The sequence below is a fragment of the Pseudomonas sp. 50_B genome (genome assembly GCF_017491625.1).
GTDB lineage: Bacteria > Pseudomonadota > Gammaproteobacteria > Pseudomonadales > Pseudomonadaceae > Aquipseudomonas > Aquipseudomonas danubii.
Genome location: NZ_JAFGYX010000003.1, coordinates 119531 through 131042, shown reverse-complemented (window position 1 = coordinate 131042; position 11512 = coordinate 119531). Strand labels below are relative to the sequence as shown.

The window sequence follows — 11512 nt, the reverse complement described above, 5'->3', positions numbered from 1 at the left end:
CACCCGAGCCACTGCCCAGCCGGCAGCCAGGAGCTATCCGATGATTGCGCCCACTTCCTTGCCCGGGGCCCATGAGCTGGGGCAACGCTGCATCGCCGCCTTTACCCGAGTAGTACCCGCCACCCTCTGCGCTTTCTACCGCATCGATCCGAACCTGCAGGCCCGGGACTTCTCGCTGTACCGCATGCCCGAGCAGATGCACCAAGCCTATTTGCAACGCTACCGCCACTACGACCCGTTGCAGCCACGCAACTGTGCCGCCGCCGGGCGCCCGGTGCTGTCGCTGCACATGGGCATGGCCCAGCAGGGCCGTCATGCAACCGAGGTCTACCAGGGATTCCTGCAACGCCACGGGGTACTGGATGTGGTGGAGATTCTCGCCTGTGACGGTGAACGCCCCATCGCCGGCCTGTCGCTGCTGCGGGACAACGCCCTGGGGCATTTCAGCGTCGACGAACTGGGCACCCTGCATGCCTTGCAGGGCCTGCTGGAAATCGCTGCCCTGGCGCCCTATTCCCAGGTCGACGAACGTCTGGCCAACCTCACTCCCAGGGAACGGGAGATCGCCTGGCTGCTGCGCGATGGTGCCGACAACAAGAGCATCGCCAGGCGCCTGGACCTGGGGCTGCCCACGGTCAAGACCCACCTGATCAACCTGTTTCGCAAGGTCGGGGTCGGCAATCGCACGGAGCTGGTGAGCACGCTGTTCTTGTAACGGAGCACCGGCTCAACCATCTGGTTGATGGGCAGCAGCGGCGCCCGGGCAGAACATGGGGTTCTCCTTTCCTGGACAAAGAGCCTTGCCATGAATCAGCAACCTGAGTGGATCACCGTCGGCGCCCTGGCGGACGGTTTTGCAGACGACAATCACATCCTTGCGGGGGTGGATGATCTGTCCGGTCGCACCTTGACCCTGCACTTCGACAACGGCTGGCAGATCGAACACCACTTCGCGCTCGACACGCTGCGCTGGAACAGCCTCGGCCAGAGCCCCAGTGACGACCTGCCCTATCGCGCCACCTCGATACGCCCCGGTATCTACCTGGTGGACTTCCTCAAGCGGGAGCAAGGCCAGCCCCATTCGGTGAGCCTGATTCTCGATCTTGAGCGCCAGTGCTTCACCGCCGTGATCGGCCAGATGCCGAGCCAGGCCGAATGCGGCGTCGACCTGTTCAGCCGGGCGCTGGCCGGCGGCGAGCTGACCTCGGTCAAGGCGCAGTTCCTCCACGGTGCAATCGATGCCTTGCCCACGGCCGAGACTGCGCGACATGCGCCCACCGCCGAACTGATCGGCCTGCGCAACCAGTATGTCTACAGCGCCAGCGAGGCCTACGAGCACATCTACCTGAATGCCAACTTCTATAGCTGGCAGTGCCTCAGGGGTGTCGAGCAAGGCCTGGCGGACACCGACCGCTGTCACTACTACAAGATCGCCGAGCAGCTGTACCTGTTTGTCTGGCGCGAGAAGATCGTCCCGACCCTGGGCCTGGTGCTGATCGACCTCAAGGCCGGACGTAGCGACGGCAAGATATTCGGCTACCAGGGTGCAGACTTCAGCCATGCCGCCAACTTCCCGGTGGGCGCCCTGGCCCAGGTCCTCAACCGAACCCTGCACCCCTGATTCCACACTGCTGCAGGCTTGTCCGAGCGCCAGCCGGCAGCGCTTTTCACAGGATACTTCCATGACTCTGGGCCTTGATCTGCAACGCGTCGCCAGCTGCTATCAGTCCGAACTGCAGCTGTTTGTCGAGCAACACCCGCGCTCCGGCGCCTTCTATCAGGAAAACCTCAAGCACTGGCTGTACGGCGCGCCGTTGCACTGGATGCAGCAATGGCCCGGCGCCTACCCGATCATGGTGGCGGATGCCCATGGCGCGACCCTCACCGATTGCGACGGCCGCGAGTACGTGGACTTTGCCCTGGGCGACACCGGCGCCATGTTCGGCCATGCCCAGCCGGCGGTAGCCGCAGCCATTGCCGAACAGGCGCTGCATGGCTCGACGCTGATGCTGCCCACCGCCGACAGCCTGTGGGTCGGCAAGGAGCTGAGCCGGCGTTTTGGTCTGCCCTACTGGCAGGTCACCACTTCAGCCACCGATGCCAACCGCTTTGTCCTGCGCCTGTGCCGGATGATCACCGGACGGCAGAAGGTCCTGGTGTTCAACTGCAACTACCACGGCAGCGTCGACGAATCCCAGGTGGAATTCGACGCCCAGGGGCAGATGATTCCCCGAGACGGCGTGCACGCCAACGGCTTGCAGCACGCCTCCACCACCCGACTGGTGGAGTTCAACGACCTGCCGGCCCTGGAGGCGGCGCTGGCCCATGGCGACGTGGCCGCGGTGCTGACCGAACCCTTCATGACCAACGTCGGCATGGTGCCTCCGGCCCCGGACTTCCATGACGGCTTGCGGCAGTTGACCCAGCGCTATGACGTACCGCTGATCATTGACGAAACCCATACCCTGTCCTGTGGACCGGGGGGCTATTGCGGCGAACAGGGCTTGCAGCCGGACTTCTTCGTCCTGGGAAAATCCATCGCCGGGGGCATTCCCACGGCCGTCTGGGGCTGCAGCCAGGCCATGGCCGAACGGATCTGGCGGGTACTGCCGCATTTCCAGCCGGGCCAGGCGATCAACCACTTCGGCTTCGGTGGAACCCTGGCCGGCAACGCCCTGCAAATGGCCGCCATGCGCGCCACCTTCAGCGAAGTGATGAACGATGAAAACTACGCACGCATGTTCCTGCTCGCGGAGCGCCTGCGAGCGGGCGTCGACAGCATCATCGGCAAGCACGGCTTGCCCTGGCATGTGACCCGCATCGGTGCCCGGGTCGAATACCTGTTCATGCAGCAGGCCCCGCGTAACGGTGGCGAAGCCCACCACGCCCGCCATGCTCTGATCGAGGCGTACCTGCACCTGTACCTGCTCAATCGCGGGGTGCTGTTGACCCCATTCCACAACATGGCCCTGGTGTGTCCGGCCACCCGCGAGGCGCAGGTCGACCTGCACAATCGGCTGCTGGACCAGTGCCTGGCCCAGGTCCTGCCAGGGGCCCAGCCATGAGCCAGGATGACCGCAGGCGCATCGCCCTGATCACCGGCTCGGGCCAGGGTATTGGCCGGGCGATCGCTCAGGTGTTCGCCGCCGGGGGCGCCAAGGTCATGCTGGCCACCCGCAGCGCTGCGTCAGGCGCCGAAACCCAACGCCTGATTCGTCAGGCCGGCGGAACAGCGGAGCTGCTGACCCTGGACCTCGGCACCCGGGCAGCCGCCGAACAGGCGGTAGCGGCGACCCTGGACGCCTTCGGCGGCCTGGACCTGCTGCTGCACAACGCCGGGATCTTTCCGATGCAGAAGCTGGCCGAGCTTGAGGAGCAGACCCTCGACAGCACCTTGGCGGTGAATCTGAAAAGCTGCTTCTGGCTGACCCAGGCAGCCTTGCCGGCGCTACGCCGGGCCCGATCACCGCGGATCGTCGTCACCTCATCGGTGACCGGCCCACGCACGGCAATTCCCGGACTGGCCCACTACGCGGCGTCCAAGGCAGGGGTCAATGGCTTCATTCGCGCTGCGGCACTGGAACTGGCGGAGTATGGAATCACCGTCAACGGCGTCGAGCCGGGGCTTATCGCCACCCAAGCCATGGACAACCTCGGCGACGCCGCGACCCTGTCCAGGGGCATTCCCCTCGGGCGCCTGGGAACGCCTGAGGACATTGCCTACGCCATGCTGTTCCTGGCCTCACCACAGGCCGGCTACATCACCGGCCAGACCCTGATAGTGGACGGCGGCGCCCTGCTCCCGGAAAACAGCCAGTTGTAGGCGCTGGGAAATTGCCCAAGATGAACTGTGGCACTACGCAATCCGGACGCAGATCAGTGCCACCCACCGCCAAAGGATCACACAAACCGGGCTATTCGAGCTTGATTGCACTTTCTGTTTCATTGCTCCCTAAACCCCGGTACTGGCCTGCATGGAAGACCAGCGGTTCTGCGCCGCTGTATCGGTATTGTTCGATCTCGCCAATGAAGATCAGGTGATCACCGCCCTCGTACTGAGTGACGTTACGGCACACCAGCACTGCCACCACATCGTCCAGCACCGGGGATCCCGCCTTGCCATAGGAATGAGCTACACCGGCGAACTTGTCAGCGGCTGCCCGTGCGAACTGCTCCGACAAGTGGTGCTGGTGCGCGCCCAGCACATTGATGGCGAAGTGACTCGCCGAGCAAAAAAACTTCAGGCTCGGTGCGGTGCGTGCCAGGCTCCAGAGCACCAGCGCCGGCGATAGCGAGAGTGAAGAGAACGAGTTGGCTGTCACACCGACGTTGCGGCCCTCAGCGGTGCGCGTGGTGATCACGGTCACACCGGTAGCAAACTGCCCCAGCAAGTTGCGCAGCTCGCGGACATCGTGAACATCGCAGCCCTCGGCATCGAGCAAATCCTGAGCCTTGGTTTCGGTGGCAGCATTCATGGTGATCTCTCCCCTCAAGCTGGCTCAGATGGCCTGTTGGCTCATTGCGCGCGATTGCACGCGCAGCGTGAATCGAATCAGCGGAGCGGTAAGCGCCGTCGTCACCAGCGCGAACACCACGAGGATCGTGTAGACCTTTGGTGGAAGGATCTGCATCTGCAGACCGATCGACAGGACGATTAGCTCCATCAAGCCGCGCGTATTCATCAACGAGCTCACCAGCATCGCATCGTGTGGCACAAGCCCGGTGGCACGCGCGCCCAGATAGCTGCCGCCGAACTTGCCGATGAATCCGCCCGCGAGGAATACACCGAACCACATCCAGGATGCCGCGTCATCGATCGTGCCGACCGAGGCATGCAGCCCCGCATAGGCGAAAAACACCGGCATCAGCACAAGCTTGACGAAGCCTTCGACGTTGTCGCGCCACTCCTTCGCGACGCCGGGCATGCGCCGCACGAACAGCGCCGCCGCAAGTGCGCCAAATGCGCTATGGAATCCGATCAGCGACGTCGCGAGTGCCGACGCTATTACGAAGCAAAGCAAAACGGCCAAGCGGTCGCGCGCCGCATGCGCAGTCAATGCGAGCCGCGCAAGCGCCGGTCGAACCACGAAGCGCACCAGGAGCGCGCACAGCACCAGATACACGAGCAGGCTGACGAGCATGCGCGCAAATGCCCAGCCAGGGCCGCTCGAGAGCGAGGCAATCGTTGCAAGCAGCATCCATCCGAGCGCATCCGTCAGCATCGCGGCAGACATTGCGTGCCGCGCGCCCACCATGGCGCTGAGCGCCAGGTCGTCGATGATGCGCGCCATCACCGGTACCGCTGATACCGCAAGCGCAACACCGCAGAAGAGTATGTAGGGCAGCGCCGGCACGTCGCTGGCAAGCGTATCTTTCGAGACGCTGGCGACGATCATGCCGATCGCGGCCGGCGCGATGAGCCCGCACGCCGCGATCGCGACAGGTATGCGCCAGCGCCTGCCGCGCAGCGTCTCCCTCAACTCCATATGCAGACCGATCTGAAACATCAGCAGTATCAGGCCGACTTCGCCGACTTGCGCCATGGCTGACAGCGTACGTGGGCCGAACAACAGGTCGTAGAAACTCGGTGCGATCACGCCGAACAGCGAAGGTCCCAACAGCAGGCCGGCCGCGATCTCGCCGACGACCGCGCACTGGCCGAGGCGTTCGGCAATGCGGCCGCAGACATTGCAGAGCGCGATCACCAGCACGAGTTGCAACAGCCAGATGGTCATGAGTACCTCGGAAAGAGCGACGCCGACGCGAAGCGGGTGGCCGCGACGCAGCTCGCCAGGTTCGCGAGCGCCTGGCGGAGCGACGCGGCCGATACCGGCTCGGCCTCATGCATCACCGCTCACCCGCGACGCGGTCGACCCAGCCCCGGTAGAACGCACGGTACTTGAGCACGAGCTTGTCGTACTTGCTGTACGCACCGCCGCCGTCCGGCTTCATCCCGTTCCAGATTTTGACGTCGTACCCCGCGGCCTGTCTGGTCTGCAGCCCAAACAGCACGAAGTCGGTCGCACGGCGCAGGGCGCCGCCCACCTTCTTGATCGAGATGAGCATGTGCATGACGTTCTTGCCGTCGCTCACCGGCGTCACACACTGGAGCAGCTTGTATTTGACGTCTCCGTCCAGGGCAACGGTCATGACGCACCCGCCGGGGTAGCCATCGAAGTGCAGGTTCATCTGCGACATGTTCAGGCCGAGCGCGCGCGACAGCATGCCGAGAGGGCCGAAGTAGCGGTTCACGGTGAAGTCGATCCCGGCACCGAACCACGCGCCCGCCCGGGCCAGCGACTCAACCTCCGGCCACCGGCGCCAGTCGTCGAAAAGCTTGAGCTCGAAGGCCGAGATCGGGAGCGCGTGCACGGGGGTCGCGTGCTGCGCATCGTAGAAGTTCTCGACGATCCGCAAGACCGCCGTCGTCGTCTCGAACGCGAAGTGCAAGTGCATAAAGTCGCCGTTGTCGACGTCGGCCGCGGCGATTTCGGGCAGCGGGTGCAGCGGCTGCGGGGAGCCGTACCAGACCCACACGTAGCCGTATCGCTCGGTGGTGACCAACGTCGGCTGGCGCGCCCCGCGCGGCACGGGCTCCAGCCGGCACACCGCCTGGCTGTGGCCGGGGATGTGAACGCACTTGCCCTGCTCGTCGTACCGCCAGTGGTGAAACGGGCATTGGATGCATCCGTCCTTGACCCGCCCGTCAGCCAGGTTCGCGCCCAGGTGCGAACAGTGGCGGTCCATCACCACTGCCCGCCCCGTCGCTCCGCGCCACGCCACGCACGGACGGCCGAAGAGCGTCAACTCCTTCGGCTTGCCCTTGAGGTCGTGCGAGCGCATTGCGACGTACCAGCTCGCGGCCACGCGCGTGGTCGCGTCGTACGCCCCCGGGGAATGCTTCTTGACGCTCGCTTGATCCAGTTGAATGTTGTTCATCGCTTTTGTGTCGTCCTCGGCCGACTACTTCTTCAGAACCAAGCCGATGCGGGTTGTGACGTACGCCTTGAGCAGCGCGAACATCGGGTTGTAGTCGAAGTACTTTTTCACCTCTGCCGGCGCACGGGTCTGCGTCCAGTACATCAGCTTCATCGCCGGCAGCAGGCTGTACTTCGAGTTGTTGAGCTGCGGCTTGTCCCCGGTGATGCAGTACCCGAAGCCGAACATCGGCTTGGCGAAGTCGCGTTCGTCGATGAGGGCGTGAATCCGCACCGCGGCCTCCTCGGCCGACTTGCGCCCGGCGCTAACGGCCTCGACCTCGGCCTTGGCGTCGTTGAACAACTGGTAGTACTGCTCCATGTCCGCGCACAGGTACCCGAGGTACGGGGGGTCGTTGTCGAGGTGATCGAGGTCGCCCTCGTCGCGCGACGCGCGGAACCTCGCGTGGGCTTGCACGAGCCGGAACTGCCCGAGGATTGTGCCGACCGCCCACAGCCTGTGGAACGCGTCCCATAGGCGAAAGTCCGAGAACGCCGTGTAGCAGCAGCTGACGAAGTCGTCGTTGTGGTCCAAAAGCTTTTGCTGCAGGCGCTCGATGTACTCGAAGCGCTCGGGGGAGAAGTCGTCGTCGCGTAGCGCCTTGATGAGACGCGCCGCAAGCGCGTGGATGGTCACCGCGGTGTTCTCGAGCCCCCGGGAGAAAAGCGGATCGATGAACCCGTTCGCGTGCAGCATCAGGCAGTAGCGGTCGCCGACGCAGGCGGTCGACGAGAACTGCAGGCGGTCGGTCTTGACCCAGTCGCGCACCGGCACGGCGTCCCGGAATTGAGCTCCGATACTCGGGAACCGCGCGAGGAACTCATCGAATTCTTGCTGCGCGCTGATGTCCGTTTTCGGGTAGACACGCGGATCGAGCTGCAGGCCGACGCTCACCAGGTTGTTGGTCGACCGCGGGTGGTTGTTGAACGGAATCACCCAGAGCCAGCCGCCTGTGAACATGTGGTGCAAGGTCCCCTCGTGCCAGCGCCAGCGCTGCCCCTTGACCTTGAAGATGTCGTCGAACGGCTTGACCCCGAGCATGTGCGTATAGAGGCTGCGCGAGTGCGTCTTGAAGCGACACGGTTCTTCGCGGAGCTTGAACTTGGTCGCGAGCGGCGCGCGCGGGCCTCCGCAGTCGATCATGTACCGGCCGGTGAACCGTTCGCCCTCGGCGGTGGTCACCGCGACGCCGTCTTTATCGGCGTGGTATTCGGTCACGCTGGTCTTCTGGCGAACCTTGCAGCCGTACTTAATGGCGGCTTGCAACAGGTAGGCGTCGACGTCTTGCCGGTAATAATGGCTCTCCGGCCCCCACGGCAGCTCGGGAATGACGCACTGCGTAAACTCCTTCGGGTCGTGCTCCTGGCCGGGCTTGTGGAACACGAAGCCGAAGTTGCGCTTGATGCCCGTGCTCGACGAGACGTAACGTTGCGTCGAGTAGAACGACGTGATGTGGCCCAGCTCCGGAATGCCGTAGCGATCAGCAATGATGCGGTTCATGAGCGACGTCTCGGGGATCGACGATTCGCCGATCGTAAACCGCGGGTGCGACGACTCCTCGATGATCAGCACGCGAAACTGTTGTTTGGCCAGGATGGCTCCCATCTGGGTTCCGGACATGCCGGAGCCGAGGATGATCACGTCGAAATGGTTGCTATCGCGCCCGTTCGCGGGGCTCTGCTGAGTCATGGGGCAAACTCTCCTTGTCAGATAGGACCTGGCCGTGCGCGTCAGGATTCGTCGAGCGCGGCGCGGATGCGGGACCGCGCGGCACACGTGAGCGTGAGTAGATCGCCGAGCATGCTGGGCGCGTACCCCCCGCTGCCCGTTGCGGGGCCGCTGCGCCCGACTTCGTACGCCCGCTCCGCCAATTTAAGGTGAGGCGCCCGGAAGCGCAGCAGGACCTTGAAGACCCGTTCGAGGGCTGTCAGCCCAGCCCGAACGGACTCGCCTCGTGCATCGACCGCTCGCGCCTCGGCGAGCACGCGATCAATGAGCGCCGGCCCCCCAGCGAACCGAGCGTAGACCGCCCTGTACGCGGGAAGCACGTAGGGCAGGTACGTCTCTTTGAATTCTCGATAAGCTTGGTCTTCCGATTGCGAGCCCCACAGGACGTGTTCCAGCACGAAGAGGGGCATTTCTACGGCTCCAGGGCCCAGGTAACTCTGGCCCCCGACTCGAATCGGTTCGTAGAAGGGGCGCAGCTCATCGTAGAAGACCTGCGGCGAGATGAAGCGGTACGCGTAGACGATCGATTCGACCATTTTCTCCAGATAGGCTGCTAGCTCGTCGCACCCTTGCGCGAACGCGGGCGACTGCAGGGGCACATCGGACAACTCGACGGTCACCGCGATGGCCGCCTCGAGGGCCGCCATCGAGATGCGCACGCTATCGAGCAGGTGCGCTTCGTCGCGGAGCCCTGTGTAGCTCCGCTGCGCATCGGCCGCCGCGGGGTTCCAGACCGTCACATGCAGGAGCGTCTCGCGCGGCGGCAGGTCGGTCGCGCGTGCCAAGTCGAGCAGCACCAGCTCAAGCCCGGGCACCACGTCAGTAGGCTCATGTCCGTGCCGCTTGAGCGACCCCAGGAAGAAACCGATGTCCCGCATCGCGGCGGCGGCTTCGACGAAGCCCCAGCCGGAGGGCACGCCGCGCACCGGAAGGAACTCGCGCAGCAGGCCGACGATGCCCGGCACGTCCTTGTTACGATTCAGGCCCGGCAACTGCAGAACCAGCGAGCGCGCCTGTAGCGGATCGCAGGCCGCCACGGCGGCGTGCGTGGCCGCGAATGCGGATACCCGGTTCAAGGTGCGTTCCACTACAGGCCTTCCTTCGCCGCGAGTGTCGGCCCGCGCTGGTTGCGCGACTGCCCCGCATCGCCGTTACGCAGCGACCGCAGGTAGTCGTAGTTCGTCGGCAGGCTCGTGCGCAGACGCTCGGCCTCGCGCCGGATGCTGGCGAACATCGCCTCGGCCTTCTCGATCGACTCCGGTCGGTGCTGCAAGAGCGGCAGCGACCGGTCGGGCAGCATGCCTAAGCCGGCAAAGATGCAGTAGTAGTTGCCGTTCAACCAGAAGTTCTTGAATTCGTAGTCGAAGGTCTCGTAGTACGTGGAATCGTCGAACGACGTGGTGGTCAGCGGCAGTCCCGCCTTGTAGCGCTGAACCTTCTCTTTGATGGCATCCGAGAGCCGCAGCTCATGCCGGTTCGCGAGCCAGAACGGCGTGTCTTCGCGCGACGTGGTGAAATAGTGCGCCTGGACGAAGTCTCGACAGTCGTCGAACATGTAGACGATCTCGGCGTTGAATGCGTCGCTCAACCGCGGGTCGAACGAGGTGTCGGGGAAGTGCTTCACGAGTTGGTAAAGCGCGGCGTAGATGAAGTAGATTCCCGTCGATTCCAGGGGCTCCAGAAAACACGACGACAACCCGATCGAGACGCAGTTGTTGACCCACGCCCGCTTGTTGCGCCCGACTCGAAACTTGATCTGGTTGAGCGACTGATTGTCCGAGAGGCCCCAGAGGTTGAGGAAGTCGGCGGTGGCCTGGTCGCGCGAGGTGAACTTGCTCGAGAAGACGTAGCCGCTGCCGAACCGGCCCAGCATCGGAATCTTCCAGGTCCACCCCGAGTTCATGGCGATCGCGGAGGTGTACGGCTCGACCCCCTCGCGCACGTCGTCATTGGGCACGGCGCTGGCGACCGCGCTGTCGCACAGCAGATAGTCGGACATGTCGATGAAGGGCTCCTTCAGGGCCTGATTGATCAGGAGCCCCCGCATGCCGGAGCAGTCGATGAACAGGTCTCCCTCCAGCGTCCGACCTTCCTTGGTTAACAGGGTGGAGATGTAGCCGCGGTCGTTCAGGCAAACCTCCACGACTTCGTCGACCACACGGTTCACACCGCGTTCGACGGCCCAGCGCTTCAAGAAGTCGGCCACCAGGTGCGCGTCGAAGTGCCACGCGTGGGACATCTGGCGGGTGCCGTCGAGCAGGCACGGTGCCAGCTTGCCGTCAAGCGCCCCGGGCTGCGGATAGCACGCGTACTCCATCGGCTGCTGGAAGCCCTGTTCGCGCTTGCGCAGCCAGTAGTGGGTAAGCGGTACGCCGTCGCAGTTCGGCACGCTGCCGAACAAATGGTAGAAGTAATCGTCGCGCGAGTGGTCGGGAGGCTTTCTCCAATTCACGAACTTGATCGCGGCCTTGAACGCGCCGTTCACTTGGGGCATCCACTCCCGCTCCGGTATCCCGAGGAAGTCGAAGAACACCTTCTGCAAACTCGGGATGGTCGCCTCGCCCACGCCGATCCGGGGGATCGCCGCAGACTCGATGAGCGTGATGTTTACCTGCTGTTGGAGCGCCCGGACGAGGTACGAGGCGGCCATCCAGCCCGCAGTACCGCCGCCCACGATGACGATATTCTTGATCGGCTTGTTCATAACACTCCTTGTTTCAAGGCGAACTGCCGGCCATGAGGTAGAGGCCGCCAGTCTCCGTGCATCCGTGCAAGAGCCACATCAATGTGCTTGTTCGAGTTGACT

10 protein-coding genes are annotated in these 11512 nt (G+C 64.1%); 4 read left to right on the top strand and 6 right to left on the bottom strand.

Annotated elements, in window-relative coordinates:
* The first annotated feature begins 40 nt into the window (after window positions 1–40).
* From J5M73_RS05985 to J5M73_RS05970, 4 genes are all read left to right on the top strand, one after another.
* Window positions 41–715 carry a helix-turn-helix transcriptional regulator gene (locus J5M73_RS05985; RefSeq protein ID WP_102865145.1) on the top strand — a complete coding sequence of 225 codons (675 nt, stop codon included), beginning with the start codon at window positions 41–43 and terminating at the stop codon, window positions 713–715.
* A 90-nt stretch (window positions 716–805) separates the two neighbouring features.
* Window positions 806–1621: a molybdenum cofactor biosynthesis F family protein gene (locus tag J5M73_RS05980; RefSeq protein ID WP_102865146.1), complete on the top strand. Its 816-nt coding sequence runs from the start codon at window positions 806–808 to the stop codon at window positions 1619–1621.
* 61 nt (window positions 1622–1682) lie between these two features.
* Window positions 1683–3065, top strand: coding sequence for an aspartate aminotransferase family protein (locus J5M73_RS05975; protein ID WP_102865147.1), 1383 nt, complete (start codon window positions 1683–1685; stop codon window positions 3063–3065).
* Window positions 3062–3823: an SDR family oxidoreductase gene (locus J5M73_RS05970; protein ID WP_207815102.1), complete on the top strand. Its 762-nt coding sequence runs from the start codon at window positions 3062–3064 to the stop codon at window positions 3821–3823. The genes J5M73_RS05975 and J5M73_RS05970 overlap by 4 nt, the downstream gene beginning before the upstream one ends.
* 91 nt (window positions 3824–3914) lie before the next feature.
* Here the strand turns inward: J5M73_RS05970 and J5M73_RS05965 are convergent, their stop codons facing one another.
* The 6 genes from J5M73_RS05965 to J5M73_RS05940 form a co-directional block, all read right to left on the bottom strand.
* Window positions 3915–4475 carry a flavin reductase family protein gene (locus J5M73_RS05965; protein WP_102865149.1) on the bottom strand — a complete coding sequence of 187 codons (561 nt, stop codon included), beginning with the start codon at window positions 4473–4475 and terminating at the stop codon, window positions 3915–3917.
* Between the two features lie 24 nt (window positions 4476–4499).
* Entirely contained in the window at window positions 4500–5735 is a 1236-nt protein-coding gene (locus tag J5M73_RS05960; RefSeq protein WP_102865150.1) for a cation:proton antiporter, read from the bottom strand.
* Between the two features lie 112 nt (window positions 5736–5847).
* Window positions 5848–6939, bottom strand: a complete 1092-nt coding sequence (locus J5M73_RS05955; protein ID WP_102865152.1) for a Rieske 2Fe-2S domain-containing protein — start codon at window positions 6937–6939, stop codon at window positions 5848–5850.
* Between the two features lie 24 nt (window positions 6940–6963).
* Window positions 6964–8667, bottom strand: coding sequence for a tryptophan 7-halogenase (locus J5M73_RS05950; protein WP_102865153.1), 1704 nt, complete (start codon window positions 8665–8667; stop codon window positions 6964–6966).
* 41 nt (window positions 8668–8708) lie between these two features.
* Window positions 8709–9794 (bottom strand): monodechloroaminopyrrolnitrin synthase PrnB family protein, encoded by a 1086-nt coding sequence (locus J5M73_RS05945; RefSeq protein ID WP_102865154.1) that lies wholly within the window; start codon window positions 9792–9794, stop codon window positions 8709–8711.
* Window positions 9794–11410: a tryptophan halogenase family protein gene (locus J5M73_RS05940; RefSeq protein ID WP_102865155.1), complete on the bottom strand. Its 1617-nt coding sequence runs from the start codon at window positions 11408–11410 to the stop codon at window positions 9794–9796. Before J5M73_RS05940 ends, J5M73_RS05945 begins: the two co-directional genes overlap by 1 nt.
* Window positions 11411–11512 lie beyond the last annotated feature (102 nt).

Excerpts from the sequence above, each read along its gene's own strand:
- J5M73_RS05985 (WP_102865145.1), top strand. The coding sequence starts at position 41 with ATGATTGCGCCCACTTCCTTGCCCGGGGCCCATGAGCTGGGGCAACGC.
- J5M73_RS05980 (WP_102865146.1), top strand. The coding sequence starts at position 806 with ATGAATCAGCAACCTGAGTGGATCACCGTCGGCGCCCTGGCGGACGGT.
- J5M73_RS05975 (WP_102865147.1), top strand. The coding sequence starts at position 1,683 with ATGACTCTGGGCCTTGATCTGCAACGCGTCGCCAGCTGCTATCAGTCC.
- J5M73_RS05970 (WP_207815102.1), top strand. The coding sequence starts at position 3,062 with ATGAGCCAGGATGACCGCAGGCGCATCGCCCTGATCACCGGCTCGGGC.
- J5M73_RS05965 (WP_102865149.1), bottom strand. The coding sequence starts at position 4,475 with ATGAATGCTGCCACCGAAACCAAGGCTCAGGATTTGCTCGATGCCGAG.
- J5M73_RS05960 (WP_102865150.1), bottom strand. The coding sequence starts at position 5,735 with ATGACCATCTGGCTGTTGCAACTCGTGCTGGTGATCGCGCTCTGCAAT.
- J5M73_RS05955 (WP_102865152.1), bottom strand. The coding sequence starts at position 6,939 with ATGAACAACATTCAACTGGATCAAGCGAGCGTCAAGAAGCATTCCCCG.
- J5M73_RS05950 (WP_102865153.1), bottom strand. The coding sequence starts at position 8,667 with ATGACTCAGCAGAGCCCCGCGAACGGGCGCGATAGCAACCATTTCGAC.
- J5M73_RS05940 (WP_102865155.1), bottom strand. The coding sequence starts at position 11,410 with ATGAACAAGCCGATCAAGAATATCGTCATCGTGGGCGGCGGTACTGCG.